Origin of the sequence: Enterobacter cloacae complex sp. 2015409, assembly GCF_041365315.1 — a bacterium.
Classification (GTDB): domain Bacteria; phylum Pseudomonadota; class Gammaproteobacteria; order Enterobacterales; family Enterobacteriaceae; genus Enterobacter; species Enterobacter pseudoroggenkampii.
In genome coordinates this window covers 1,058,707-1,084,535 of sequence record NZ_JBFTVM010000001.1, presented here as the reverse complement: position 1 = coordinate 1,084,535, position 25,829 = coordinate 1,058,707, and the positions used below count along the sequence as shown (strand labels likewise).

Here is a 25,829-nt window from a genome sequence, read left to right as displayed (position 1 = left end):
AGCTTTTTGTTACACTCGTTTCGTTCCCATTGAGAGTGAGTAAACATGCGATATCTGAGCAAGGATGAACGGCGGGAAGCCATCTTACAGGCCGCCATGCGCGTGGCGCTGGCTGAAGGACTGGCGGCAATGACGGTGCGCCGCGTTGCGGCTGAAGCCGGAGTCGCCACCGGACAGGTGCATCATCACTTTACGTCCGGCGGGGAGTTAAAATCGCTGGCCTTCGTACGGTTGATTCGCGAGCTGCTGGATGCAGATGTCGCGGGTAAACAGGCCGGATGGCGGGAGCAGCTTCATGCCATGCTCGGCAGCGATGACGGGAGGTTTGAGCCCTATATTCGCCTGTGGCGTGAAGCCCAGATCCTTGCCAGTCGTGATGCTGACATCAAGGGTGCCTATGTGATGACCATGGAGATGTGGCATCAGGAAACGGTGGCGCTAATCAAAGCAGGAACGAAGGCCGGGGCATTGCGTCCGGGCGATCGGGCAGAAAATATTGCCTGGCGCTTGATTGGTCTGGTGTGTGGTCTTGACGGGATGTATATCTTAAACATGCCCGAAATGGACGAGGCCGCGTTTAACAGGCATCTCGATACATTAATTACGCTCGAGTTGTTTACTACCCAGGCTGAGCAGTGATGCTGCCGGGTGGCGGCGACGCCTTACCCGGCCTGCGTTTCACCATCTCCTCATCCGTTAAGACTGCAGCATGCCGTGCTGCATCAGAAAGCCCCACCAGGGAATGCCGAGGAACATGTGGATTAAAAACGTGCACAACGCCACGAGCGTGCCGATAGTCCACCATGACCTGATGTCGTTGTACCCGGCGGCGAAGATAATCGGCCCCGCTGCGCCGCCATAATGCGTGATACAACCTCCATAGGAGTTGGAAAACAGAATGGCGAGAGCAAGCAGAACGGGTGCCGTTCCGGTAACCAGCCCCACGGTGGCAAAGACAGGCACCATCGCCGCAACGTACGCCCCACCTGAGGCAAAGAAATAGCGAACCAGCACGCTGAGAAACACGATAATAACGATGGTCATATTCCCCGCGCTGAGAAAATCGAGATGCGCTGACAGGAAATCCGCCAGCCAGCGGAAAAATCCCTCCTTGCTCAGGGTGGCGCTCAGACCGATGATGCCCCCGTACCACATCAGGGTATTCCAGCCGCCTTTGTTTTTCTGTACGTCGCTCCAGCCGATAATATTAAACAGCAGCGCCGCGCCCATTGCGATAATGGCGACGGCGGATTCATTGAGCCCAAGCTGACGAGAAAAGATCCAGCCCAATAAGGCAGCGATAAAAATAACGACCAGGCCCTTCTCTTTGAGGCTCATTGCCCCGAGACTTTGCAAGCCGCTGGTAGCAATAGCGACATTATCAATTTTTTTAATTTCCGGGGAGGCAACGCGATAGCAAATATAGGGAATGATACACAGCATCAATAACCCCAACGGTGCTCCCGCCAGCATCCAGCCTATCCAGCTAATATGAACATGGAAGATATCGGAAATTAGCTGTAGCGCTAACGCGTTTCCGGCAAAGCCCGTTAAAAACATATAGCTGGTCGTTTTAGTCACCATATAGACATTGACCATTAAATAACGGCCAGCCTTGCACGGCGTCTCTTTTGGCGTTGAGCCTAATACCGTCGCGATACTGTTAATAATAGGGAAAACCACGCCACCTGCCCGTGCGGTATTTGAGGGGGTCGCCGGCGCCAGCACCAAATCCAGCAAGGCGGTCACATACCCCAGCCTCAGCGTCGTGCTTCCAAACTTGAGGATAAACCAGTAGGCAAGGCGTTTCCCCAGACCGGTAGTAACAAACGCCGCGCTAAGCGTAAAGGCGCTAAACACCAGCCAGGTTGTACCTGAGGCGTATCCGCTCAGGACATCCATTGATTTGACAGGAGAATCCGGGAATTTTGTTACGGTAAAACAGGTTAATGCCACCGCGACCAGCATAATGACGGGTTCGGGATACGGTTTAATGACCAGCCCAACGATAGCGGACAGATATATGCCTGCCAGTATCCACGCCTCTTTGGTTAATCCATCAGGCGGAGGAATAAATATTGATAATAATATTATTGCGGCAAGTAAGATTGTTTTTAAAACATTGGAGTTAAGCATATCTCACCCATGAGAAAAGGGTCCCTGAATAGCGGAGGCCGCTCCTGAGAGAAGCCTCCACCGATTAAATACATTTATCAAATAAATAACTTAGAATTACACACTAACAATATTGATATTATCACCTTCCCTGGACTGATATTCGGTCAAAGCATCAAAACTGAGATGGCGATAGATATTTTCATGCGCATCGTGAAGTTTATCCGTATAGATAAAATATTCTTCCACGGTTGGCATTTTCCCGAGCATGGCCGCGACGGTGCTTAATTCAGCTGAGGCAAGGAACACTTTCGCATTCGTTCCCAAACGATGCGGGAAATTTCGGGTGGACGTCGATACTACGTTGCTCCCTTCACGCACCCTCGCCTGGTTCCCCATGCACAGGGAACAGCCCGCAGGCTCGATTCTCGCCCCCGCTTTAATAAACTGATTAAAATAGCCCTCGCGGGAGAGCTGTTGTGCATCCATTTTTGTCGGCGGTGCGAGCCACAAACGCGCCTGGCTTTCGCTGCCACCAGCCATGATTTCACCCGCAGCGCGGAAGTGACCGATATTTGTCATGCAGGAGCCTATGAAGACCTCTTCAACAGGAGTGCTGGCAACCTCCGAAAGTAGCCGGGCATCGTCCGGATCGTTCGGGGCGCAGACCACCGGCTCGGTGATGTCATTGAGATCGATCTCAATGACTGCCGCATATTCCGCGTCAGGATCGGCGCGGAGCAGCGACGGGTTAGCCAGCCACGCCTCGATTTCAGCAATGCGTCGTTCAAGCGTGGCGGCGTTCTGATACCCCTGCTTAACCATCCAGCGCAGAAGAGCCGCATTGGAGCGCAGATATTGCGCGACATTCTCTTCCGCCAGGCGCATAACGCACGCGGCAGCGGAGCGTTCGGCGGAGGCGTCAGCCAGTTCAAACGCCTGCTCTGCGCTTAATGTTTCCAGGCCTTCAATTTCGAGGATCCGGCCCGAGAAAACGTTGCGCTTATTCTTTTTCTCGACCGTCAGCAGCCCCTGCTTTCTGGCGTAGAGCGGAATGGCATGCACCAGGTCGCGCAGGGTGATCCCTTTCTGCATCTCGCCCTTAAAGCGCACAAGCACCGATTCAGGCATATCCAGCGGCATAATGCCGGTTGCGGCGGCGAACGCCACCAGCCCGGAGCCGCCCGGGAAGGAGATCCCCAGCGGGAAGCGGGTATGGGAGTCGGCACCCGTGCCTACCGTATCCGGCAGCAGCATGCGGTTAAGCCATGAGTGGATAATGCCGTCGCCCGGCTTAAGCGCCACCCCATTCCGGCGGGTGATAAACTGCGGCAGGGTTTCATGGAGCTGGACATCTACCGGCTTAGGGTACGCAGAGGTGTGGCAGAAAGACTGCATCACCAGGTCAGCTGAAAACGTGAGGCAGGCCAGGTCGGTCAGCTCGTCGCGCGTCATTCCGCCGGTGGTGTCCTGAGAACCGACGGTAGTGATTTTCGGCTCGCAGTATTGCCCTGGACGGATCCCCGCTACGCCGCAGGCTTTACCCACCATTTTCTGCGCCAGCGTAAAGCCGGTTTCGGATGGCGCAGGCAAAGCGGGCGTGCGGAATACCGCGGAAGGCCCAAGCTTCAGCGATTCCCGCGCTTTCGCGGTCAGGCTGCGTCCGATAATCAACGGGATCCGCCCGCCGGCGCGTACTTCGTCCAGCAGCACTTCGGTTTTAAGGGTAAAGGTCGTCACCAGCCGCTGGCTTTCTGTCTCACGAATTTCGCCCTTGTACGGGTAAAGATCGATCAGCATCCCGGTCGTCAGCGCGGAGACATCCATCTCTATTGGCAGCGCACCGGAATCTTCCAGCGTGTTGAAGAAAATGGGCGCGATTTTGCCGCCAAACACAAACCCGCCGTTACGTTTATTCGGCACGTACGGAATATTGTTCCCGATGTGCCAAAGGATGGAGTTGGTGGCGGATTTACGTGAGGATCCTGTCCCCACGACGTCACCGACGTACACCAGCGGCCAGCCCGACGCTTTGAGTTCTGCCAGCTGGTGCAAAGGGCCACGTACGCCGGGTTCATCAGGTGCTACCCCTTCCCTGACGTTACTGAGCATGGAGAGTGCGTGCAGCGGAATATCAGGACGTGACCACGCCTCCGGTGCCGGAGACAAATCGTCGGTATTGGTCTCACCGGGAACCTTAAACACCTTCAGGGTAATTTTTTCAGGCATGGCCGGGCGGTGCATGAACCACTCGGCATTTGCCCAGGAATGAAGCACTTCTTTTGCCCGGACGTTGCCGCTCTTCGCTTTGGCTTCCACCTGGCTGAATTTTTCAAAGATCAGGATGGTAGAAGAGAGCTGCTCAGCGGCCAGCGATGCCAGGTTCGGATGGTCAAGGAGCTCAATCAGCGGCTGGACGTTATAGCCCCCCTGCATGGACCCCAGCAGCGTCGTAGCCGCTTCAGGAGAAAGCCCGTTAACACGGTATTCCTGCAATGCCACCTTGAATAAAAAATCGGCTTTGAGCTTTGCCGCAGGATCGACGCCCGGCGGGACGCTGTGGGTTAATAAATCGATTAATAGCGAATGATGCGCGGGTGCATCATTTATTAAACGATAAATAAGTGCATCGGTTTGTTCCGCTGTTAACGGTTTCGCCGGAATACCCGATTCAGCGCGCGCTTTCTGGTGCTGATGATAATCATCTAACATAGGTTCTCCTGTTAAAGCTAAAGTTGTTCACAAAATTCGGTTAATCGTTCGAGTCCGTAAGGCCATTCGCCAAAACCGGACTCAGAATTAATATGTCCGGCCTCACCGATATCGATGAGATGGCCGCGCCAGCACGTTGCCCAGTAGTGAGCGCGAGCAAAAGGCATCAGAGGATCGTTTCGGCTGGCAAATATCATGCAGGGGACGGGTAATGGCGTTGGTTGAATGGCCTCTTCGAGGCCGAAAAAAGCGGGTTCAGCCGGTGCGACCATCACTACCCCGGCGACGTTTACCCGCCGCGTTTGCAGCAGCCGACATGACGCCAGCGCGCCAAAGCTGTGGCCGACGAGGATGGCGGGCAGCGGGCATATTGCCAGCTCGCGGGTAATGGCGGAGACCCAGTTTTCGATATCGGGCTCAAACCAGTTTTTCTGCTGGATCCGTTTCCAGAAGGGAAAACGCCGCCCCCAGCAGCTTTGCCAGTGATGTTCATCGCTGTCTCTGAGACCCGGGACCAGAACAAGGGTATAGCCCTTACTGAGCTGCTGCAGGCGTTGTTCAATCATGACGTTTTCCTGTTACGCTATTCGCGATTACTCGGGTGGAAATTGCGACAATAGCCAGCCAACGGAAATAAGATCGGCGCTACCGCCGGGGCTTAAATTGCGTTTGATAAATTCCGCATCCATTTTGAGCAGCGCGTTAACCAACTTATCCGCCGGGAGACGTCTTATTTTTAATAACCGCCTCGCATAGCGTCTGGCGTAGTTCAGCCCTTCTATTCCCCCACGGGAAACCAGATTGGTATCCGGATTCGCCGCCATCAAACCCAGCAGCATCCTTAAGAGTGCCACGTCTTCGGATTCGCCCTGACCTGACGCGGTGCGCAGGTGCGGGAGACCCGCCTGGCGAACGGTGATAAAACCGCTGGCCGCTTCCCCTCTCGCCCCGGTAAACCCGTATGTCTGGAACTGCTGCTCGCCCTTCGTTCTGGCGATGCCGGTCGTTTTCAGTTCCTGTTCAAGGATGCCGGTACAGATAATGCGGGTCTCACGGCATAAGCTGCGCTGCGTAAGCGTTTCATCCCTTTGCGTCAGACGTCCCGCCGCGGCACACAGCAGCCCCAGAGAGAAGATCCCGCCTTTATGGGTATTCACCCCGCCGGTGGCGTCAAACATCGCCTGCTCGCAGGCCAGACCGGTCGGTCTTATGGCCCGCAGCGTTTGCGGGCCAGTAAGATGAGCCGTCTCTCTGCCAACGTTAAAGAACGTCGAGAACCAGGGCGCAATCGCCGCGATACTCGTTATGAAAAGCGCAAAATCCATGTCGCAATGCGCCCCGCTGTTTACGCGATCCACCAGACCCGGCTTCGGGGTTAAGCGAATTTCCCGATACATGGCCTCGGTAGCCAGCTCAGCGAAAGTGCGCTGAACCCCTGGCGCATTACATCTGGCAAGCGAAGTAGTCATCGGTTAACGCCTCGATTACGCGCGTGAGTTCGGCCTGCAAATGACGCCGCGCACGCGAGCAAACATGGGCCGGTTCATGACAGATAAAGCATCGGCGCATCGGCTGCTGGATGGCGTTTCTTTTTAACAGTCCCGTCTTCGGACAAAACACGTCGATGTCCCACAGGCGTCCCAGAGGATGGTTATCTTCCAGATGCGCCGTGACGTGTTTTATCATCCACGCGGGTGCCGACACCGACCAGAGCGCTTCTGGCCCCGTGACCGGCTGCAGGATCTGATGCCGACAGACCGTCCACTGATGCGTGCGGAATACCTCGCCGAGGGCCTGATTCGCGACGGCCATCACCCGTCTGGTCAGGTCGGTATCCTTCACCTCCCCCGGCCAGACCAGCGTGACGGATACAACCGTATGTTCGGACTGAAACAGCCACGCCTGCTGGCGACGGGCTCGCTGTTCTCTCGCGCTCAACACCTGTTCCACAGTGACTTTCACGTTCGAGGCTTTATCCGTCATGAGGATTACTCCTTCACCTGGCGAACCACGTCTATCACGCTCCCGTCGCGGTAACGCACCACGCCGACGATCCGGTCAGTGAACTCGACAGGCTTGGGTTCACCCGAGATGAGCAGCGCCTTTTGATACAGAGCGTCGATGTCTACGACGGCCAGCCCGGCGTTAATCAGGCGTTCGCGAATTTCCGGGCGCGCCGGGTTCACGGCAATACCGTGATCGGTAACCAAAACGTCAATACTTTCACCCGGCGTCACCAGAGTCGTGACCTGTCTGACAACGGTAGGAATGCGGCTGCGGATCAGCGGGGCAACCACGATGGTGAGATTGGCCGCCGCGGCGACGTCGCAGTGTCCGCCCGACGCACCGCGCATCACGCCGTCGGAGCCGGTCAGGACATTGACGTTGAACTGGGTGTCCACCTCCAGCGCGCTGAGGATGACCACGTCCACCCTGTCGCAGCAGGCAGCTTTTGCAGCCGGGTTCGCATAGACGTTGGTGGAGATTTCCACGTGTTCGGGATTGACCGCCATAGAGGCTGCCGCCGCGCCGTCAAAGCTTTGCGTATCGAGGATCTTCTCAATTAATCCTTTCTGATGCAGATCGACAATGCTGCCGGTGATTCCGCCGAGCGCGAAGCGGGCAACGATATTGTATTTGCGCATCCGGGTTTCCATAAACCGTGTACAGGCGGTTGACGCCGCCCCTGAACCGGTCTGAATCGAAAAGCCGTTGCGGAAATAGCCGGAGTGTTCGATAACGTCGGCAGCAGAGCGGGCAATCATCAGCTCGCGCGGATTACTGGTGACCCTGGCGGCACCTACGCTGATTTTTGCCGGGTCACCGACGCTCTCAATCTGCACCACATAGTCAACCTGATCCTGAATAATACTGGCTGGCAGGTTGGGGAACGGCTTCAGGGTTTCGGTAAGCAAAACCACCTTTCTGGCATATTTTGCGTCGACCATCGCATAGCCGAGAGAGCCGCACTGCGATGTGCCGCCGTTGCCGCTGGCATTGCCATATTCGTCGCTGCACGAGACAGCCAGAAACGCGACATCAATGGCGATTTCGCCCTTCTGAATCAAATTTACCCGCCCGCCGTGGGAGTGGATTTGTACCGGCTCGTCCATCAGCCCGTGTGAAATCGCATCTGCCAGTTCGCCGCGCATCCCGGAGGTGTAGATTTTGCCGATCACGCCATTGCGTATGTGATCTATAAGCGGCGTATTGCAGGACATTAATGAGCTGGACGCGAGCGTGATACCTTTCAGGCCGCGCTGAGCCAGTTTGTCCATCACGTAATTGATAACCTTATCCCCTTCGCGGAAGGCGTGATGGAAAGACACGGTCATGCCGTCATGCAGATCGCAGCGGGCCAGCACCTCGTCCACGCTGGCAAACAGTTTGCGCTGTGACTTTTGCTGGCTGTCAGCAAGATAAGGCGTCGTCGCGTTAGCGCCGCTGAAGGCGACGTATTCACGGCGAGAGCCAGGAATGTGATGCAGGGTTTCAGTTAGGTTTTTCATTGTTCATCCTGTCGCTTGCAATAGGGGATTACTGACGAATGCCGGAGGCATTTTTGCGTTCGATCACCACGCGGGCATGGTTGATGATTGGCGCATCGATCATTTTGCCGTTCAGCGAAATCACCCCCAGTCCGTTGCGTTCCCCCTCCTCTGCGGCGGCAATCACGCGCTCGGCGTAGTCCACCTCTTCCTGCGTTGGCGCGTAGGCGTTATGAAGAATTTCAATTTGGCGCGGATTAATCAGTGATTTTCCGTTGAAGCCCATCCGGCGGATGAGATCCACTTCTTTCAGGAAACCGGCCTCATCATTCACATCGGCGTATACCACATCGAAGGCGTCAATACCGGCCCCGCGCGCGGCATGTAATACGGCGCACCGGGCATAGAAGAGCTCTGTCCCATCGCCCCGCTCGGTTTGCATATCCATCACGTAGTCAAAGGCGGCCAGCGCAATACCCATTAAGCGGCCGGAGGATTTCGCAATGGCGACAGCGTTAATCACGCCCACGGCAGATTCTATCGCCGCCATTAATTTGGTTGAGCCAACGGGACGTCCACAGGTTTCTTCGATGCGGACGATTTCACGTTCGAGCTGATGAATATCTTCCGGGGAGTCGGTTTTGGGTAAACGAATGACATCGACACCCGCCCTGACGGCGGCTTCGAGATCTTTTAATCCAAAAGGCGTATTCAAAGGATTAATTCTGACAACGGTTTCAATATCGTTGTACATAGGATGTTGCAGGGCATGAAATACCAGAAGGCGGGCGCTGTCTTTTTCTTTTAACGCGACGGCATCTTCCAGATCAAACATAATGGAGTCGGGTTTATAGATAAATGCCGTCGAAAGCATGGCGGCACTTGAACCGGGAATAAATAACATACTGCGGCGTAACTTTTTCATTATAACGTTTCCCATGTAATGTCTTCCCGGGCCATTCCTCTGAGCAGAGCAGCCTGCACGCGGGCGCGGATCACGCAATCCAGCGCGCCTTTATCATCAACGACGATCAGCCCCTGCTCGATGTTGAACGAAGCCAGGGTGTCATTGACAACCTCTGCAATACGTTCGCCAAATTGCTTATACACTTCGCTCTGGATGACCACATCCAGCCCGCTCTCGACGGGACTCACCTTCACCATCAGGTCGCTGGACTCCAGCGTCCCCGCCATTGCGGCTTGCACAATTTTCATATCAATTTTCCTGTGATCATGCGGTTAAACCGCTGCCGACATCGGTTCGGATAAACAAGGCTGATGCTGTACCTCTTTATTCAGAAACGCGTGCGTGGTGGCCGGCACCATACGGCTGGCGGCAGAGATTTTGTTTTCATTCAATAAACGACGAACGGCTGAAGCCGACACCGGAACATTATTGCCATCCGTTTTTCTTTCTATTTCGTGCACACTAATACGGGCCACCGTACTCGTTTCATCTTCCAGCCAGCGATGCATCGCCCGGTTATACTCCGCGGTTAACAGGCAAAACGGTTCGGTACCGACAAAACGATGGTTAATATTCAGCGCGGGGGCGATGTAATTTCTGAAAAGCATGAGATCAATGGCAGCGTAGGCTTTATCAATAACCTGCTTATCCTTCAGGAAATAGCCCGGGAATGTGCCGCGGGAAATAATATACGCAGACCCCGGATGAACCGTGACATTAGGGAGATGCTGCGATCCGTTCCTGACCATCGCAAACCGTTCTTTAAACGAAAAAGCGGAGACATCTTCCTGAACAACGAAAACATGCAGCCAGTCGCACTGGCGTGCCGCATGCTCGATCAGATATTGATGGCCCAGGGTGAAAGGATTGGCGTTCATCACGATCGCGCCAATGTTTTGCCCCGGCACGAAATGATGGCGACGCAGCTGGCTGCAGTAACGATGAATACCGACCGGCGTATTCTCCATTAATGCCGCACAATTCTCGACTGTCACCAGCGGGTAAAACCCGCATCCGCGAAACGATTTTACGTTATCCGGGCAGGTAAAAAGAAAGAGCTGATGTTCGCCGTTTTGTGCCGCCAGAAGCTCGGCCTCATGAATTAACGTCAGGCTTAACGACGTGCCCCGCCACACGGCATCCACGGCAATGCACTTTAGCGTGTTACCCGCAATGCCGGTACAGGCGACAAGCTGACGCCGATCGCGCGCAACGATAAATTGCTCGATATCGTTATCAATGCCTAAACCGTTGCGGGCCAGAAAACAGGCAACCTCCTCTCTGGCCTTCGCGTTACCGGCGTTAATCACCTCAAATTCTGGCGCTGTGGCGGTGTACATCGTCTCTCTCCTGAGCGTTTAAACGGTCAATTCTTGCTGCTGGGGTTGCGCTTCCACGATGGTGTTCATCAGTCGGCCAATGTTTTCGATTTCGACTTCGACGCAATCGCCATCGCGCATAAACAGAGGCGGATTACGTTTTTTCCCGACGCCACCAGGCGAGCCGGTGATAATGACGTCCCCGGCGCTGAGGGAGGTGAACGTACTGATATAGGCGATGAGATCCGCGACTTTGTGGATCATGCTGCCGGTGGAATCATTCTGAACCAGCATGCCGTTCAGCCAGGTGTGGATGGTCAACGCGTGAGGATCGGGGATCTCATCCGCCGTGGTCATATAGGGGCCGAAGGCGCCGGTCTGCTTCCAGTTTTTACCGGCGGTGAACCAGGCGTGCTGCCAGTCGCGGACGGAGCCGTCCATATAGCAGCTGTAGCCCGCGACATGGCCGAGCGCTTCTTTAGCGTCAATGCCGCTGCCAGACTTGCCGATAATGACAGCCAGCTCACCTTCGTAATCGAATTCACTTGAGAGAACCGGTTTCATGACTGGGCGCGCGTGGCCCGTTTGCGAGTCTGGAAAACGAATAAAGAGCGTCGGCGCATTATTCGTCTCAGCAAACTCTTTTCTTTTTTCAGCGTAATTCATTCCCACGCAGAAAATTTTTCCAGGCTCTTCTATAACGGGCAGGAAGGTAATGTCTTCAGGCATAATATCCACAGGGTAATCGTGATATTGTCTGGCAACCTCGACCGCATCCCATTGAAGGAGATCTTTCAATGTCGCATATTGATGGCCGATTTTATTACCCAAATCGATAATGCCGTGTTGCGTATAAATCCCGTAGCTTTTGCGGCCCTGATGAATATAACTTGCTAATTTCATAATGATACCTGATTGATATTCGTACTCGTTCTGTGTTCACACCCCAGGGCGTGAACACATTGTCATGCTATTTACTCTGCTGACTGCGCTGGAACCAGTACCTGCTTATTACCGGATGCCAGATACGTAGCCACGACTACGCCAACGCCAAGTAATGCCAGAATAAATCCAGTCATTCCTTGCCAGCCCATTGAATGGAAGACAAAACCGTTGATAAAACCAATCACCGAACCGCCCATGTAGTAGAAGAATAAATAGAGCGCGACGGCCTGGCCTCTTGCGTGCGTGGCATTTTTACTGACCCAGCTTAAACCGATAGAATGGCAGCCGAAGAAACAGCCGGTAAAAATCACAGCACCAACAATAAAGGTGACGACATTCGACGTCAGCGTCAGCAGCATCCCTAAGGCCATCACCAGGAACAGCACACGCAAGACTTTCATTGCGCCATATTTCGCCGATAAGCGACCAGCCTGTGGCGCCGTAAAGAAACTCAGGGCGAAGCTAAAGGAAAGCAGACCCGCGTTTGCCGGTGAAATATGGAACGGCTCGCCTTTCAGGAAGAAGGCCAGATAGTTATACAGTGATGTAAATGCGCCGAAAATAATGAAGCTGATGACAAACGCCAGGGCCAGATTTTTGTTTTTGAAATGCGATGCCGCCCCTTTCACCATACGCATAACGTTAAGGTTCTGCGTAGGCGTAAAGTTTTTCGATTCCGGCAGCAGGAACTTCACCAGAATGGCAACTGCAATCAGACTGACCGCAAACCCGTAGAAGATCACATTGATTGAAACGTGGTCGATCAGCTGGCTAGCCACAATACGCCCGGACATGCCGCCCATTGAGTTACCGAAAACAAAGTATCCCGTCACGATGCCTGCCGCCACCGGTGCGACCTCTTCGCTGATATAGGCCGTTGCTGCCGCAGCGATGCCGCTCAGTGCCAGACCAATCACCGCACGCAGCGCCACCAGCATTGCCCAGGATTGAACCAGCGGGCAGAGCAGCGTCAGAATGCCGCCCAACAGGAGAGAGACAATAATTAACCGCTTCCTGCCATAGTGATCGGATAATGTTCCGGTAAACAGCAGTCCAATTGCCAGCAATGCCGTTTCTGCGGATAAGATAATACTCACCTGGCTGACCGGGACATTATATTCCACAGCAAGCATCGGGAGCAGTGGTTGGATAAAAAACAACGAAGCCAGTTCCGCAAGCCCGGATAAAGCCAGGGCCAGAATCACGCGAATATTTGCGCTTGCTTTTGCCGGATCGGGTGCTTTCAGGGTATTGTTAGCATGCGTTAACGCCATAATAACCTCAGTATTATAGTTAAGGTACAGAATGTATTATTTAAGATGGTTAATTTTTTATTTGAGACTTTATTCAATCAACTTCAGAGAGCATTTTTTCAGGTACACAAACAACACCTTCAAATAACTTTCGTGAAGTTCGAATAACCGCTGCACGGGTATTTTCGATATTGTCATCCTCTCTTAGCAATGACACCGATATTTTTCCACTTGGGTGTTCAATATCGATAATGTTGGTAAAACGTTCCTTTGGACGATCGGCAACAATTTTCGCGGCGACGGAGCCTTCAATAAGCGTCGCGGTCGAAATACCAATCGAGCCGGTAATCGCCAGTGATTTATGGCAGGTATGCGGCATGAAATAACGCACCTGAAGCGTTCCGCCGTTACGCGCCCGGCTAAGAAGAACCGGTTTAGGGATCACTTTGTTGGATACATCCCCTAAGCCCATCGCCTCGCCAGCCTGACGGCGCAGGTTCTCCAGCCTTTCCTTAAACCCCCTATCGCCATCTAATTCTGCAGGTGACTCCCCACCTGTTTTGCCCAGCGCCGACGCGTCAATCAAAACCATCGGCATCGCCATATCAATGCAGGTGGCTTCAATACCGTCGAACACGTTTGTCACGCTACCGGTCGGCAGCAGTTTTCCCGTTTTGGAACCCGCAGAATTCAGGAAGGTTAAGCCTATCGGTGCCGCAGTACCCGGGACACCGTCGATTTGAGTTTCGCCTTCATAAACGACGCGATACTCAGGCGTTTGTACTTCGGCATCGACCAGCGTTCCGGTGTTCAGATTGCGGATACGCACCGTCGTCACCGGGCTTTGCGCCTTTACCAGTCCCTTTTCAATGGCAAAGGGGCCCACGGCACAGAGCATATTGCCGCAGTTCGGCGTGGTATCAACGCGACGTTCGTTCACCATCACTTGTGCGAACAGATAATCCACATCCGCGTCCGGACTGTCGGACGGACTGACGATCGCCACCTTACTGGTTTGCGGACTTCCCCCGCCAATACCGTCAATTTCGAGTTCATGCCCAGCGCCCATCAGGCTGAGTAAAACTGCATCACGCGCTTCGGTTTCCGCTGGCAGGTCGCTGGCCAGAATGAGCGGGCCTTTTGAGGTACCGCCACGCATTAATACGCAAGGGATCTTTAACATGTCTTTTTCTCATTTCGCGTTTATCAGGAACGCAATTAGGTTTTCACACTCCTGTTGATAACTCTAATGTCGAAAAAAGCAGGATTAATACGCTTTGCGTATTAATAGCCCTTACGTTATCGTGGATTTAGGAAAGCAATAATCAGGTGCGGATATGCAGCATGAATTACAGGGAATACAAGCGTTTGTAAAAATTGCAGAAATCGGATGCTTTACAAAAGCGTCTCAATTTCTTCACATTTCACAACCAGCTTTAACACGCAGAATTCAGAAGCTGGAAGAGAGCCTGGGGACCACGCTGTTTGAACGTTCCACGCGCAGCGTTAAGCTCACAACTGTGGGACGGGAATTTTTACCTAAGGCAAAGAATTTAATCGACTTTTATGAAAGCGCGATCCTGAGTATCAAAGAGATGGCGACGCATCAGGCAGGGGTTATTACCGTTTCCTGTATCCCGACTGCTGCGTTCTATTTTCTGCCTTCCGTGATACGAGATTATAACAATGACTACCCTAACATTCGTATCCGCATACTTGAGCACAGCGCCAGCGATTGTCTCGAAGCGGTATTAAATGGCGACGCAGATTTCGGCATAAATATGATAAACATCACACATCCCAATATCGATTTTGCGCCGCTGGTGAATGAACCCTTTGTCCTGGCATGCCGACGGGATAATCCGCTGGCAAAAAAACCGTTGGTTACCTGGGACGATCTGGCTGGCATGAAGCTGATTGGCGTCAGGCGCTCCAGCGGAAACCGTTCGCTTATCGATCAGGCTTTCGAAAAGATGGACTGGAAACCGAACTGGTTTTACGAGGTGCGTCATCTGTCAACGTCGCTGGGGATGGTAGAGGCGGGTCTCGGGGTGTCTGTTGTGCCGAGTCTGGCGATGCCAACCGATGAACATCATGTCCTTGTCAGCCGCCCGCTGATAGAACCGGTTATCCGACGAACGCTGGGGCTGGTACAGCGCCGGGAAACCCCTCTCAGCCCGGCGGCGGAAAAATTCAGAGAGCTGCTTGTTCAGCTGTGGTCAGCGGAAAACAACAGCCCGTGGATCGGCAAGTTTACTCAACTGTAAGCCATGATACGACAAAGGGGCTGAGGCCCCTTTCCGCATTATTTTCCCGCCTGAGGATGTGTATCGAAACCGGCCATCACCGCCGTCAACTCTGCAAGTGAAAAACCGTGCTTAGGATCGTCAACGCCCAGGCCAAACCGCTCCTGCATCAGCTTATACAGCGCCTCCGCATCCGACAAATGGATCTGCTCCTCCACATGACCGTTCTGCCAGTGGGTAAAGTTAAAGTTGGTCAGCGTCAGCTTGCCGCCGTCCGGCAGATGGCGGCACATCAGCAGATGATGGCGGAAGTGCGACTGCGGCCAGTGCGCTGACCAGAAATTCCCCATCACGTAATCACTGAAATACTGTGTCGTCAGGTCAAAATGGTACATCGACTGCCAGTGCTCGTGGTGACGGAACTGCAGCACCCAGTCGTTACCCTCGCTCAGCAGACGATACAGGCCGTGCGGCGTTTCCTGTTCCTCACTGGCGAGCAGACGAATTGGCGCCGTCAGCGTCTGGCCGCCAAACCCCACGTCCGCAATCCAGCGCTCGCCGTTAAGCTCAACCAGCAGCAGGCGGTGAGTGCGCGGCGGCATTTGCGGCGGGTTCGCTAATACCACCCGTCCCAGCAGGCTGCGCACCGTGAACCCGACCTCACGCAATACCCGCTCAAACAGGCCGTTTTGCTCAAAGCAATATCCTCCGCGACGGGCGGTGACCAGCTTGTCGACCAGGCACCGATCGTCAAGCTGGATTTCGCGTGGCAGAACGACATCCATATTCTCAAAAGGGATCGCACAGTTGTGATGTAAATGCAGCGCGCGCAGGGTATCAATATCAACAGCGGTCGGTTGCGTCCAGCCGATGCGGGCGAAATAGGCGGTCAGGAATGGGGACATTAATCAGTTTCCTTTGATTGTGATGTTCTGTTTATAAACTAATTTTACGCACTCACTTTGATTTACGTGCTTTTTCGTCATACTCATCGATGTAGATGAGGAGATCCTATGAGCCACTTTCGACCTGTTGAATTACGTCATGCCAGCCGTCTGCTGAACCACGGCCCTACTGTGCTTATCACCAGTCGGGATGAAAGCCTCGACAGACGCAACGTGATGGCCGCCGCATGGTCAATGCCCGTTGAGTTTGAGCCGCCGCGCATCGCAATCGTGGTGGACAAAAGTACCTGGTCGCGCGAGCTGATTGAACGCAGTGGGAAATTTGGCATCGTCATCCCCGGCGTGGCGGCGGCCAACTGGACTTACGCGGTCGGCAGCGTCAGCGGGCGCGATGAAGACAAATTCAACTGCTACGGGATCCCGGTCGTGAACGGTCCTGAACTTGGCCTGCCGGTGATTGAAGAAAAATGTCTGGCGTGGATGGAGTGTCGGTTATTACCTGTAACTTCTGCGGCAGAAAAATACGATACGCTGTTTGGAGAAGTGGTTTCAGCGGCAGCCGATGAACGCGCGTTTGTCGCCGGACGCTGGCAGTTTGACGAGGATAAGCTGAATACCCTGCATCATCTTGGAGCCGGGACATTTGTGGCGAGTGGGAAGATGGTGAAGGCGCTGGATTGATTTTCTAAATGATATCTTACTGAATTATATTAAATTTCTATGGCATTTTATGTTTACTATTGCGTGGTAAAACGGAGGATATTTCCGGAGTTGCTGCATTAGCATTCTCGCATTAAGGAAATATCAATGACATGGAATAAAGATGGCGCAATCTCATATGCCAAATCACACGCCCAACCTAAGAGCACGGGGTATTGTGCTCACTACGTCACCGAAGCGATCAGAACGGGGGGAAGATTAAAAATCCCCAATACGCGTCTGGCAAAAGACATGGGGCGTACATTGGTCAACGCTGGATTCCGCCTGGTATACGATCAACCTCATGCCGGTGACGTAGCCGTTATCCAAAATATTGTGGGTCACGATAGCGGGCACGTTTGCATATACGATGGTCAGCAATGGATAAGTGATTTTGTACAACGCACTCTGTATCCAGGACAGGCTTACCGAAACATACAGCCCCATTACGAACTGTTCAGGCATGACTAATGAAAACACTCTGCTTTTTTCTTTTAGCCCTGTCTCCCTTCGCGGTCGCAGATAGCATCTCTTCACCAGACCAGGCAGCACTTAAATTCAATCAATGGTATATCGCTCAGCTGAATCAGGACAAACCGCCGGTGCTGAAACCAGACATCATGAATGAATATGTTGCCTCAGGGACCATTGCAGCGATTAAAGAAATGTACTCTGGCGACAGTAACGAAAAAGACATGCCCGATGCTGATATGTTCATCAAATCGCAGGACTGGGATGAAGACTGGAATCAGATAACCGTCTTACACTCTGATTTTGATGCCGTTTGCACAAACGTCTATCTCGCATTTGGTAAGAAACAAGATCACGTTGTAGCAGATTGTCTCGTTCAGGAAGAAGGGAAATGGAAAGTTCGATCGGCCACGCTGATCAAGTAATAATCGGATATGAAAGCCCTCTGCTACAGCGGCAAAAGCACACGGTAACCCAGCGGCTACCGTGTGCAATTCATTAACTACTTCGCACGTCGTGAAATAATCTCATCCGCAACATTCCGCGGGGCTTCCGCAAAATGATGGAACTCCATCGTATACGTCGCGCGTCCCTGGGACATCGAGCGCAATGTCGTGGCATAGCCAAACATCTCTGCCAGCGGCACGTCAGCACGAATAATCTGGCTGCCGTACTGCTCCGCCATCCCCTGCACCATGCCGCGTCGTGAAGAGAGATCGCCCATAATGTTACCGGCGTACTCTTCCGGCGTTTCCACCTCCACATGCATGATCGGCTCAAGGATCACCGGATCCGCCCTGCGGGCGCCCTCTTTGAAAGCGAGGATCGCCGCCATGCGGAAGGCCATCTCCGAGGAGTCGACATCGTGATACGAGCCAAACGTCAGCGTCGCTTTGACATCGACGACCGGATAGCCCGCCAGTACCCCGCTGTTCATTGCTTCCCGCAGTCCTTTCTCAACGGACGGGATATACTCGCGCGGCACCACGCCGCCCTTAGTGGCATCTTCAAATTTAAAACCACTTCCGGGCTCCAGCGGCTCCAGGCTCAGCACCACATGACCGTACTGGCCTTTACCGCCGGACTGACGGACAAATTTGCCTTCGATATCCTTCACCGTTTTACGCAGGGTTTCACGGTAGGTCACCTGCGGACGACCGATATTTGCCTCGACGCCAAACTCACGTTTCATGCGGTCGACGATAATCTCGAGGTGTAGCTCACCCATCCCGGAGATAATGGTCTGGCCGGACTCTTCGTCAGTATGCAGGCGGAAAGACGGGTCTTCCGCTGCCAGACGCTGCAGCGCGATCCCCATTTTCTCCTGATCGCCTTTGGTTTTCGGCTCAATCGCCAGCGAGATCACCGGATCCGGGAACTCCATGCGCTCAAGCGTAATGACGGCGTTCGGATCGGTAAGCGTGTCGCCGGTGGTCACGTCTTTCAGCCCGACACAGGCCGCGATATCCCCGGCGCGCAGTTCGTCCACCTCGTGGCGATCGTTGGCATGCATCAGCACAATACGTCCGATACGCTCTTTCTTCCCTTTCACCGGGTTGTACACCGCGTCGCCTTTGCGCAGCACGCCAGAGTACACGCGGATAAAGGTCAGCTGCCCGACATACGGGTCGCTCATCAGCTTGAAGGCCAGGGCCGAGAACGGCTCATCATCGCTCGGATGACGCTCCGCATGCTGCCCTTTTTCATCCACGCCATCAATGGCCGGCACGTCCAGCGGCGACGGCATGAGCTCAATAACCGCATCGAGCATGCGCTGTACGCCTTTATTCTTGAACGCGCTGCCGCACAGCATCGGCTGGATTTCGCCCGAGATGGTGCGAATACGCAACCCTTTGATGATTTCCGCTTCCGTCAGGTCGCCCGTCTCCAGGTACTTATCCATCAGTTCATCGCTGGCTTCCGCCGCCGCAGAGACCATTTTTTCCCGCCATTCCTGGGCGGTGCTGACTAAATCATCCGGCACGGGCGCATAGGTAAACACCATGCCCTGCGTCGCATCGTCCCACAGAATGGTGCGCATCTTGATGAGATCCACCACGCCGGTGAAGTGATCTTCAGCACCCACCGGGATGACAATCGGCACCGGATTGGCCTTCAGGCGTTCCTGCATCATCCGCACGACGCGGAAGAAATCGGCACCCGGACGGTCCATTTTGTTGACGAAGGCCAGTCGCGGAACGTGATATTTATTGGCCTGACGCCAGACGGTTTCTGACTGCGGCTGCACGCCGCCCACGGAGTCATACACCATCACGGCACCGTCGAGTACGCGCATGGAACGTTCTACTTCAATGGTGAAATCCACGTGCCCCGGGGTGTCGATGATGTTGATCCGGTGCGGCTCATATCCTCTGTCCATACCCGGCCAGAAGCAGCTGACCGCCGCGGAGGTAATCGTAATCCCGCGCTCTTGCTCCTGCGCCATCCAGTCAGTGGTTGCCGCGCCATCGTGTACTTCACCCAGCTTGTGGCTCATCCCGGTATAAAACAGGATGCGCTCAGTGGTGGTGGTTTTACCGGCATCGATATGCGCGGAGATACCGATGTTGCGATAACGTTCGAGAGGGATGGGTCGGGGCATGATATTTCCTTAAGTCTTATGACTTGTCTGTGACGACCAGGATGGTCGTGCATTCGTTCGTTTGCTATAATAGTCCTATTGTACGAGTATTATCGAACTATTTTTTAACGGTTGACCTATTGTTGATATAGCTCAATCTGACGCCATACGCAGGAAAACGATGATCCCAAACCACCCTGAAACTGAACAAATACTGCTGGAAAATGTGCTGTTTGCCCTCGGCAACCCGCTCCGGCTGTCGATAATTCGCCGGCTGGCCGATGGCAGCGAACTCAGCTGTAACGCGCTGCGCCCGGAAGATGTGGTGAAGTCTACGATGACCCATCACTGGCGCGTATTGCGCGACAGCGGCGTGATCTGGCAGCGTCCGCAGGGACGAGAAAACATGATTTCATTGCGCAGAGAGGATCTGGATGCCCGCTTTCCGGGGCTGATGGCGATACTTTTACAGGCTAAATCATAAGAGCATATCGGGTTAAAGCCCCTTAATGATGTAAGGGGCATATCGTCAGCAAAGGGATTTACCTTACCTGCATACGATATTCAATCATTCCACTTTTTTTCGCAATCCAGTCATACAATCGTTGCCCGCGATAGTTGGCTTCATGCGTATGCCAGTAAAGATGACTGGCATGATGTTTTCTGGCTTCTCTCTGAACATATTCTATTAACTGTTTGCCAATATGTTTGCCCCTGACAGCTTCGCAGACATATAAATCTTCGAGGTAGCAGTAATCGCTCTCAGCCCAGGTCGAACGGTGAAAGAGATAATGCGCAAAACCCACTATTTCTCGATTACATCGTGCCACCACGCAGAATAGCGGCTCAACGGGGCTGAAAAATCGTTGCCAGGTTCGTTCTGTAATCGCCCCGGACAGATCGACGTGGTAAAACGCCTGATATTTTCCCCATAGTGGCATCCAGCTTTCAAAATCACGTTCTTTAACTGCCTCAATTGTCACGATCGTATTGTTCATATTGCCTCTTCTCTCACCCGTTTATTCGTTTCAGGAAGAGTGTATTCGCTGAATGGCACGTTTTGCCCCGCCAATTCTCGACATCAAAGCAGACCAATTTTTCATCCTGCTGCATGCAGTATTGCTTTAGAATCAAGAGACACAGAGGAAAAGTGGACAACGTAATGTTTAAGTACGCGCAGCTTGAAACGGTTAAGGCATGGATTATCGACCCCGCTAACGGATCGCTACCGCTTCATGAAAGGATCCAGAGAGCAATACGGACGCTGATACTGGAAGGGGTATTATCTCACGGTAAGGCCCTTCCTGCTTCACGCGCTCTGGCGGCTTCTCTCAGCGTTTCCCGGGATACCATAGAAGTGGCCTACTCCAGCCTGCATGCCGAAGGGTTTATTGAGAGACAAACAGGCAGAGGGAGCTTCGTCTCTTCCAGCGCGCGCTTTTTAAAATCCCGTCCTCGACAGCATCAGCCAACCGCTGAGATACGAAAAGCAAAACTCAGCGTCCGAGGTAAGATCGTTTATGAAAGCGGCGGGATCCGCGAATTTTCCTCCCCTCGTCCCCTTGCGCCCGGCATTCCAGAAACCCGCATGTTTCCCATTTCAACCTGGGAGCGTCTTCAGCGACAGGTCCTGAAGGAGTTTCAGCATCAGGCATTAGAGCAAAGTCCACCACAGGGTATAGAGCACCTGCGACGGGCCATTGCGGAATATGTCAACCTTGAGCGCGGGACGCGTGCGAGGGCAGAACAGATCATCGTTCTGACAAGTTCTCAACAGGCGCTTGCGCTCTGTTCCCACGTGCTGATGGATGCCGGAGACGGCATTGTCATTGAAGATCCCTCCTATCAAGGGGCACACAAAGCGTTCAACGCCGCAGGACTTCGCTGCATTCCGGTTCCTCTTGATGAAAAAGGCATCTCGGTTGACGGTCTTAATTCTCTGACCGAGCCAGCCAGGGCGATATACCTTACGCCTTCTCATCAGTACCCTACCGGGGTGACGCTCTCTCTTGACCGACGACTGTCAGTTGTCAAATGGGCAAACCGTTACGGGGCCTGGATCATTGAGGATGACTATGACAGTGAGTTTCACTACGAAGGTAAGCCTATGGCCAGTCTTCAGGGGCTTGATACGTACAACCGGACAATTTATATCGGCACGTTCACCAAGTCTCTGTTCCCTGGGCTGCGTATTGCCTACATGATCGTTCCCTCAGAATTGACAGAGCCCTTTACCATGGCGAGGACATTGATGGATGGTCACACCGCCTCAATAACCCAGCTGACGCTGGCTAAATTTCTGGAGGGAGGCCATTTTGGTGCCTATGTTCGTAAGATGCGGGGAATTTATGTTGCTCGTCGCGACACGCTGGCAAGCCTGATGGATGCGTATCTTTCTGAGTATGTTGCCTCTGAAACGCCTGCGGGGGGAATGCAAATGCCTTGTCACCTCAAGCACGGAATATCCGAGAAAGAGATAGCCACCGCCGCCCGCCGTGCGGGTGTTGATATACTTGGGCTTACCGATTTATATGCAGGTCCCCCCGCGTCCACCGGTTTTTTGATGGGATTTGCTGCTTACACGGAAAGGGAAATAGAAGACGCTGTAAAAAAACTGGCCGCCATTTTCCGTCATGTTTGATGCAGTCGACCGCTCAGCGGCGAATACTCATTCCGGGCGAGCAAGGCTATATACGGGGATCCGTCGGCTGGTCTTTGTCAGCGTATCAAAGACTTCGGTCTCCGACGTCACAATTCTCACGCCCATTTTCCTTAACCTCTGTACATCCGCCGCAATGCGCTGAATGCCAAACCAGAAAAGCCCGTCAAGTGCAGTCACAGACAGGCCGTTTTCCAGCGCCAGCTTGAGACGTTCCTTTGGGGCTTTGACCTGCTGGGCAATTTGCCTGTAAGGCACTTCATTACATCCTGTCGCGTCACTGCGCTGGATCCGCGTTTTCAGCTGATAGGTAAACTCGTCAGGTATTCCATCGAGATCCCTTTTCAGGCTATAGACGCAGCCAAAGCGCTTGCCGTTAAACAGAACATTTTTCTGACTGAGCTGAAGCTCTTTTCTGGCAACATCTATTAACTGGGGCGCACGGGTGAGAAGTAGCCTGAAGGGCAGCTCGAAGCTGGTGACGTAATCCACATTAAGCAACGCGAGACGCAACCGCTCCTCTGCCCCGGACTTTTGCTCACGACACTCTTCCATCACCTCCGCCCACTGGCGCGTCAGGCGCTCCGGCTCGGCGGCTTCGGTAAGGAGATATTTTTCAATCTGATAATCAACTCTTCCGGTCATCATGTGGTATCCCGTCGCTGTGGATGCGGTAATTCTATACAGTACGGTGATATTTATAAAGGACTGAACCGCAGCGACATCCTGAAAATGTCGTTGCGATTCAGTATCCTGACGTTTCGAATCAGTGCGCCATAATCCAGCCCATCAGCAGCGTGGCGAAAATCACCGTCGAAGCACCGCCGATGCGGGTGGCGATCTGCGCGAACGGCATGAGCGACATCCGATTAGACGCGGACAAAATGGCCACGTCCCCCGTTCCGCCCAGCCCGCTGTGGCAGCAGGTCACAATGGCCGCTTCCACAGGATACATATTCAGACGCGACGCGATAAAGTAGCCGCTCAGCGCCATCGCAATCACAACCGAACCGCATACCACCACGTATCCCACCGAGAAGACCGACACCACGCTCTCAAGCGGTACGTATAACATCCCGAGGCCGATCATCAGCGGCCAGACCAGCGCAGCCGAGACGAATTTATAGCAACTGTGCGCGCCCTGCTCCATTGAGGCCGGGATCACCCTGAAGTATTTACACAGAACAGCAATCAGGATCATCAGCACCGGTCCGGGAATGTGGACCAGTTTTTCAAACAATCCGCCGACGATGAAAAACGCGCACACCATCAGTAACCCGCCGCCCATCAGATGAAAATCCGTCTGCTGTGTGCTTTGCGCCCCGGCAAACAGGCTGGCGTCGTCTTTACTCCGCGTGAGCATGCCATTTCCCGAAAGCGCAGGACGTTTCGCGCCAAGACGCGCCAGCGAGCCCGCACAAATAATGGCGAAGATATTCCCGACGACCGCAGCGGGTGCCAGCTGTGCAACGTAGACGTCCGGCGTCTGCCCCAGTATTGCCGAATAGGCCAGGGACAGCGGCAAAATGCCCTCGCCAATTCCGCCGCCAATGATGGGCACAATGATGAAGAAGAAGGTGTGGTAAGGCGTATAACCAAACAGTGAGCCCACAATGAGGCCGCTCAGCACGGCCATGCATGTTCCCGCCACCAGCGGAACAAACATGCGCATCATCCCCTGGATCAGCAGCACCCGGTTCATCCCCAGAATGCTGCCGACCACCAGGCAGGCAATCACGAAATAGAGCAGGTTCGCCTCTTTCATCAGCAGATGCACGGTATCAAGGGTATGTTTCCCGAATACGCCAAAATAGACCAGCACGGAGGGCACCATCAGGCACAGGATAGCCGGGCCGCCGATATCTTTCAGCACCGGGATTTGACGCCCTACTTTCGCAAACGCGAAACCGAGGGTCATGATCACCGCGAGGCCACCTATCATATTTTTTGGCAGCAGCCCTGCCCAGGCGGATGTCGCCACAATCGCGGCAATCCCGACGAACAGCATCAGCGGGACCGTGCCCACCTCGGTATTGTTGAGCCCAAAGGCAAAACGCGAGGTAGACAGCTCAGAAGTCGGTACAGGATTATCTTTCATATAATCACCTGAAAATTGTGTTCGGATATACAGAGAAAGGAATAACTGAAACTATTCCTGATACGAAAAAATGTTCTTAAATATAAATAATGATTTAGATGGCCTTTTCTAAAAACAGGCTCAGGGTGAAATTATCACGGGCCTGCAGGGAGAAATGTGAACAATTCGGCTCTTTGCCTTTAAATAACTTAATTCAGCGTTTAGTAACTAAAGTTATTTATCGCAACTCATATCGCATTCTTGCGTCTTATCAATTTTTAACGCAAGCATTACTTATCCAACTAATGCAATCTTTTTGAAATTAATAAAACCAGAGAGAGTGTGACACTTGTCACTCCTGCCCTGCTATCTAAGCGCTAGATTAGCGCTGCAATAAAACACATAAAATACCCTACAGGAAATACTATGCCTTCATTACTATTACAGTCACTGTTTCCGCTCGTCTTTATTATGTTACTTGGATGGCTAAGTGGAAAGCTGGGATATTCCCGGCGTGAAGATGCAAACGTCATGGCAACCGTGGTGATTCGTTTCGCCCTTCCTTTTCATCTTTTCATTGGTGCATTGCATACCGATCCCAATAAAATTAAAAACCTGACCTTTATGGCCGTCCTGGTTGTCGGTTTAATGGGGTCGTATTTACTGACGCTGTTTATTTCACGCTATGTTTTTCGCCACGATATCAAAACCAGCGCCATTCAGTCTCTGGTTTGCGCCTTTCCTGATATGGCCTACTTTGGCGCGCCGGTCCTGGCGGTATTGATTGGGCCGGAAGGATTTATCGGTGTGCTGATAGGTAACATTATCACCAGCGTTATCATGATCCCTCTGACTATCGTCCTGATTCGTATGGGTGATAAAAACGGTCATGATGGCCTGGAGGCGCTGCACCCGGGGGCGATGATCGTACAAAACCTCATCAAAGCGGCTCGCAACCCTATCGTCTGGATCCCGGTCTCCGGCGTCTTGCTCAGTCTCGCCGGTGTGCAAATCCCTTCCATTCTCAGCATGCCTATTGAGATGGTTGGCAAGGTTTCCGGCGGACTGTCCCTGTTTGCCCTCGGCCTGCTGTTTTACGGTGAACGTCCAAAACTGAACGTGCAGACATTTACCAATATCAGTATTAAAAACCTGATTCAGCCGGCAATGATGGCCGCCGCAGGGATCGCCTTTGGCCTGAGTCATACCTTACTGCAGCAGGTCGTAATTATTGGCGCAACGCCTTCCGCTATTGCCGCGGGGATGTTTGCTTTACGCAGCGACACCTATATTGATACCGCATCCTCTTCCATATTAATTGGTACTGCCGTCGGGGTCGTGACCGAAGGCATTATGATCTATTTCATCTCTTAATCTGTTTTATATAAAAAT

The 25,829-nt window shown here is 53.2% G+C and carries 25 protein-coding genes; 8 read left to right on the top strand and 17 right to left on the bottom strand.

All coding sequences use genetic code 11. The features are described from left to right. The first annotated feature begins 45 nt into the window (after positions 1–45). Positions 46–639, top strand: coding sequence for a TetR family transcriptional regulator (locus ACDO57_RS05155; protein ID WP_370883615.1), 594 nt, complete (start codon positions 46–48; stop codon positions 637–639). A 57-nt stretch (positions 640–696) separates the two neighbouring features. Here ACDO57_RS05155 and ACDO57_RS05150 read toward each other — a convergent pair whose 3' ends face one another. The 12 genes from ACDO57_RS05150 to ACDO57_RS05095 form a co-directional block, all read right to left on the bottom strand. Next, the gene (locus tag ACDO57_RS05150; RefSeq protein WP_370883614.1) at positions 697–2,136 is read right to left on the bottom strand and encodes an anion permease; all 1,440 of its coding nucleotides are present in this window, start codon (positions 2,134–2,136) and stop codon (positions 697–699) included. A gap of 96 nt (positions 2,137–2,232) precedes the next feature. Continuing rightward, the gene (gene acnB, locus ACDO57_RS05145) at positions 2,233–4,827 is read right to left on the bottom strand and encodes a bifunctional aconitate hydratase 2/2-methylisocitrate dehydratase (RefSeq protein WP_370883613.1); all 2,595 of its coding nucleotides are present in this window, start codon (positions 4,825–4,827) and stop codon (positions 2,233–2,235) included. Between the two features lie 17 nt (positions 4,828–4,844). Beyond that, entirely contained in the window at positions 4,845–5,393 is a 549-nt protein-coding gene (locus tag ACDO57_RS05140) for an RBBP9/YdeN family alpha/beta hydrolase (RefSeq protein WP_370883612.1), read from the bottom strand. 27 nt (positions 5,394–5,420) lie between these two features. Continuing rightward, complete coding sequence (gene citG, locus ACDO57_RS05135; protein WP_370883611.1) at positions 5,421–6,296, bottom strand: triphosphoribosyl-dephospho-CoA synthase CitG; 876 nt, start codon at positions 6,294–6,296, stop codon at positions 5,421–5,423. Then, complete coding sequence (citX, locus tag ACDO57_RS05130; RefSeq protein WP_370883610.1) at positions 6,271–6,810, bottom strand: citrate lyase holo-[acyl-carrier protein] synthase; 540 nt, start codon at positions 6,808–6,810, stop codon at positions 6,271–6,273. Before citX ends, citG begins: the two co-directional genes overlap by 26 nt. Before the next feature lie 5 nt (positions 6,811–6,815). Next, positions 6,816–8,336, bottom strand: a complete 1,521-nt coding sequence (gene citF / locus ACDO57_RS05125) for a citrate lyase subunit alpha (RefSeq protein ID WP_370883609.1) — start codon at positions 8,334–8,336, stop codon at positions 6,816–6,818. A 28-nt stretch (positions 8,337–8,364) separates the two neighbouring features. Then, complete coding sequence (gene citE, locus ACDO57_RS05120; protein ID WP_370883608.1) at positions 8,365–9,240, bottom strand: citrate (pro-3S)-lyase subunit beta; 876 nt, start codon at positions 9,238–9,240, stop codon at positions 8,365–8,367. Then, the gene (gene citD / locus ACDO57_RS05115) at positions 9,240–9,530 is read right to left on the bottom strand and encodes a citrate lyase acyl carrier protein (RefSeq protein WP_370883607.1); all 291 of its coding nucleotides are present in this window, start codon (positions 9,528–9,530) and stop codon (positions 9,240–9,242) included. The genes citE and citD overlap by 1 nt, the downstream gene beginning before the upstream one ends. 24 nt (positions 9,531–9,554) lie before the next feature. Next, positions 9,555–10,622: a [citrate (pro-3S)-lyase] ligase gene (citC, locus tag ACDO57_RS05110; protein ID WP_370883606.1), complete on the bottom strand. Its 1,068-nt coding sequence runs from the start codon at positions 10,620–10,622 to the stop codon at positions 9,555–9,557. A gap of 18 nt (positions 10,623–10,640) precedes the next feature. Continuing rightward, positions 10,641–11,504, bottom strand: a complete 864-nt coding sequence (locus ACDO57_RS05105) for a fumarylacetoacetate hydrolase family protein (protein ID WP_370883605.1) — start codon at positions 11,502–11,504, stop codon at positions 10,641–10,643. A 71-nt stretch (positions 11,505–11,575) separates the two neighbouring features. After that, positions 11,576–12,820: an MFS transporter gene (locus tag ACDO57_RS05100; RefSeq protein WP_032647424.1), complete on the bottom strand. Its 1,245-nt coding sequence runs from the start codon at positions 12,818–12,820 to the stop codon at positions 11,576–11,578. A gap of 73 nt (positions 12,821–12,893) precedes the next feature. Beyond that, positions 12,894–13,982: a 4-oxalomesaconate tautomerase gene (locus ACDO57_RS05095; protein ID WP_370883604.1), complete on the bottom strand. Its 1,089-nt coding sequence runs from the start codon at positions 13,980–13,982 to the stop codon at positions 12,894–12,896. 154 nt (positions 13,983–14,136) lie between these two features. On the opposite strand from ACDO57_RS05095, the gene ACDO57_RS05090 reads away from it, so the two are divergent. Then, positions 14,137–15,066, top strand: coding sequence for a LysR family transcriptional regulator (locus ACDO57_RS05090; RefSeq protein ID WP_370883603.1), 930 nt, complete (start codon positions 14,137–14,139; stop codon positions 15,064–15,066). 38 nt (positions 15,067–15,104) lie between these two features. Here the strand turns inward: ACDO57_RS05090 and nhoA are convergent, their stop codons facing one another. Next, a complete protein-coding gene (gene nhoA / locus ACDO57_RS05085) occupies positions 15,105–15,950 on the bottom strand; it encodes an N-hydroxyarylamine O-acetyltransferase (RefSeq protein WP_370883602.1) in 846 nt (281 codons plus the stop codon). 108 nt (positions 15,951–16,058) lie between these two features. Here nhoA and ACDO57_RS05080 point away from each other — a divergent pair, with 108 nt between their 5' ends. From ACDO57_RS05080 to ACDO57_RS05070, 3 genes are all read left to right on the top strand, one after another. After that, the gene (locus tag ACDO57_RS05080; RefSeq protein ID WP_248237736.1) at positions 16,059–16,631 is read left to right on the top strand and encodes a flavin reductase family protein; all 573 of its coding nucleotides are present in this window, start codon (positions 16,059–16,061) and stop codon (positions 16,629–16,631) included. A 126-nt stretch (positions 16,632–16,757) separates the two neighbouring features. Then, entirely contained in the window at positions 16,758–17,120 is a 363-nt protein-coding gene (locus ACDO57_RS05075; protein ID WP_233100900.1) for a CHAP domain-containing protein, read from the top strand. After that, complete coding sequence (locus ACDO57_RS05070) at positions 17,120–17,545, top strand: DUF3828 domain-containing protein (protein ID WP_061715058.1); 426 nt, start codon at positions 17,120–17,122, stop codon at positions 17,543–17,545. Before ACDO57_RS05075 ends, ACDO57_RS05070 begins: the two co-directional genes overlap by 1 nt. A gap of 77 nt (positions 17,546–17,622) precedes the next feature. Here the strand turns inward: ACDO57_RS05070 and fusA are convergent, their stop codons facing one another. After that, positions 17,623–19,722 carry an elongation factor G gene (gene fusA, locus ACDO57_RS05065; protein ID WP_370883601.1) on the bottom strand — a complete coding sequence of 700 codons (2,100 nt, stop codon included), beginning with the start codon at positions 19,720–19,722 and terminating at the stop codon, positions 17,623–17,625. A gap of 160 nt (positions 19,723–19,882) precedes the next feature. Here fusA and ACDO57_RS05060 point away from each other — a divergent pair, with 160 nt between their 5' ends. Beyond that, positions 19,883–20,185, top strand: coding sequence for a helix-turn-helix transcriptional regulator (locus ACDO57_RS05060; RefSeq protein WP_024909591.1), 303 nt, complete (start codon positions 19,883–19,885; stop codon positions 20,183–20,185). 58 nt (positions 20,186–20,243) lie between these two features. On the opposite strand, the gene ACDO57_RS05055 is transcribed toward ACDO57_RS05060, so the two are convergent. Next, positions 20,244–20,699 carry an N-acetyltransferase family protein gene (locus tag ACDO57_RS05055; RefSeq protein ID WP_370883600.1) on the bottom strand — a complete coding sequence of 152 codons (456 nt, stop codon included), beginning with the start codon at positions 20,697–20,699 and terminating at the stop codon, positions 20,244–20,246. A 164-nt stretch (positions 20,700–20,863) separates the two neighbouring features. Here ACDO57_RS05055 and ACDO57_RS05050 point away from each other — a divergent pair, with 164 nt between their 5' ends. Beyond that, complete coding sequence (locus ACDO57_RS05050; RefSeq protein ID WP_370883599.1) at positions 20,864–22,342, top strand: PLP-dependent aminotransferase family protein; 1,479 nt, start codon at positions 20,864–20,866, stop codon at positions 22,340–22,342. A gap of 27 nt (positions 22,343–22,369) precedes the next feature. On the opposite strand, the gene ACDO57_RS05045 is transcribed toward ACDO57_RS05050, so the two are convergent. Together ACDO57_RS05045 and ACDO57_RS05040 are read right to left on the bottom strand one after the other, a co-directional pair. Further along, positions 22,370–23,005, bottom strand: a complete 636-nt coding sequence (locus tag ACDO57_RS05045) for a helix-turn-helix domain-containing protein (RefSeq protein ID WP_248164773.1) — start codon at positions 23,003–23,005, stop codon at positions 22,370–22,372. Positions 23,006–23,126: 121 nt separating this feature from the next. After that, on the bottom strand, positions 23,127–24,458 hold the full coding sequence (locus ACDO57_RS05040) for a 2-hydroxycarboxylate transporter family protein (protein WP_033145663.1): 1,332 nt from the start codon (positions 24,456–24,458) through the stop codon (positions 23,127–23,129). 405 nt (positions 24,459–24,863) lie between these two features. Here ACDO57_RS05040 and ACDO57_RS05035 point away from each other — a divergent pair, with 405 nt between their 5' ends. Next, positions 24,864–25,811, top strand: a complete 948-nt coding sequence (locus ACDO57_RS05035) for an AEC family transporter (protein ID WP_024909596.1) — start codon at positions 24,864–24,866, stop codon at positions 25,809–25,811. Positions 25,812–25,829: the final 18 nt, after the last annotated feature.

Coding starts and splice junctions, on each gene's coding strand:
- ACDO57_RS05155 (WP_370883615.1), top strand. CDS start 46: ATGCGATATCTGAGCAAGGATGAACGGCGGGAAGCCATCTTACAGGCC.
- ACDO57_RS05150 (WP_370883614.1), bottom strand. CDS start 2,136: ATGCTTAACTCCAATGTTTTAAAAACAATCTTACTTGCCGCAATAATA.
- acnB (WP_370883613.1), bottom strand. CDS start 4,827: ATGTTAGATGATTATCATCAGCACCAGAAAGCGCGCGCTGAATCGGGT.
- ACDO57_RS05140 (WP_370883612.1), bottom strand. CDS start 5,393: ATGATTGAACAACGCCTGCAGCAGCTCAGTAAGGGCTATACCCTTGTT.
- citG (WP_370883611.1), bottom strand. CDS start 6,296: ATGACTACTTCGCTTGCCAGATGTAATGCGCCAGGGGTTCAGCGCACT.
- citX (WP_370883610.1), bottom strand. CDS start 6,810: ATGACGGATAAAGCCTCGAACGTGAAAGTCACTGTGGAACAGGTGTTG.
- citF (WP_370883609.1), bottom strand. CDS start 8,336: ATGAAAAACCTAACTGAAACCCTGCATCACATTCCTGGCTCTCGCCGT.
- citE (WP_370883608.1), bottom strand. CDS start 9,240: ATGAAAAAGTTACGCCGCAGTATGTTATTTATTCCCGGTTCAAGTGCC.
- citD (WP_370883607.1), bottom strand. CDS start 9,530: ATGAAAATTGTGCAAGCCGCAATGGCGGGGACGCTGGAGTCCAGCGAC.
- citC (WP_370883606.1), bottom strand. CDS start 10,622: ATGTACACCGCCACAGCGCCAGAATTTGAGGTGATTAACGCCGGTAAC.
- ACDO57_RS05105 (WP_370883605.1), bottom strand. CDS start 11,504: ATGAAATTAGCAAGTTATATTCATCAGGGCCGCAAAAGCTACGGGATT.
- ACDO57_RS05100 (WP_032647424.1), bottom strand. CDS start 12,820: ATGGCGTTAACGCATGCTAACAATACCCTGAAAGCACCCGATCCGGCA.
- ACDO57_RS05095 (WP_370883604.1), bottom strand. CDS start 13,982: ATGTTAAAGATCCCTTGCGTATTAATGCGTGGCGGTACCTCAAAAGGC.
- ACDO57_RS05090 (WP_370883603.1), top strand. CDS start 14,137: ATGCAGCATGAATTACAGGGAATACAAGCGTTTGTAAAAATTGCAGAA.
- nhoA (WP_370883602.1), bottom strand. CDS start 15,950: ATGTCCCCATTCCTGACCGCCTATTTCGCCCGCATCGGCTGGACGCAA.
- ACDO57_RS05080 (WP_248237736.1), top strand. CDS start 16,059: ATGAGCCACTTTCGACCTGTTGAATTACGTCATGCCAGCCGTCTGCTG.
- ACDO57_RS05075 (WP_233100900.1), top strand. CDS start 16,758: ATGACATGGAATAAAGATGGCGCAATCTCATATGCCAAATCACACGCC.
- ACDO57_RS05070 (WP_061715058.1), top strand. CDS start 17,120: ATGAAAACACTCTGCTTTTTTCTTTTAGCCCTGTCTCCCTTCGCGGTC.
- fusA (WP_370883601.1), bottom strand. CDS start 19,722: ATGCCCCGACCCATCCCTCTCGAACGTTATCGCAACATCGGTATCTCC.
- ACDO57_RS05060 (WP_024909591.1), top strand. CDS start 19,883: ATGATCCCAAACCACCCTGAAACTGAACAAATACTGCTGGAAAATGTG.
- ACDO57_RS05055 (WP_370883600.1), bottom strand. CDS start 20,699: ATGAACAATACGATCGTGACAATTGAGGCAGTTAAAGAACGTGATTTT.
- ACDO57_RS05050 (WP_370883599.1), top strand. CDS start 20,864: ATGTTTAAGTACGCGCAGCTTGAAACGGTTAAGGCATGGATTATCGAC.
- ACDO57_RS05045 (WP_248164773.1), bottom strand. CDS start 23,005: ATGACCGGAAGAGTTGATTATCAGATTGAAAAATATCTCCTTACCGAA.
- ACDO57_RS05040 (WP_033145663.1), bottom strand. CDS start 24,458: ATGAAAGATAATCCTGTACCGACTTCTGAGCTGTCTACCTCGCGTTTT.
- ACDO57_RS05035 (WP_024909596.1), top strand. CDS start 24,864: ATGCCTTCATTACTATTACAGTCACTGTTTCCGCTCGTCTTTATTATG.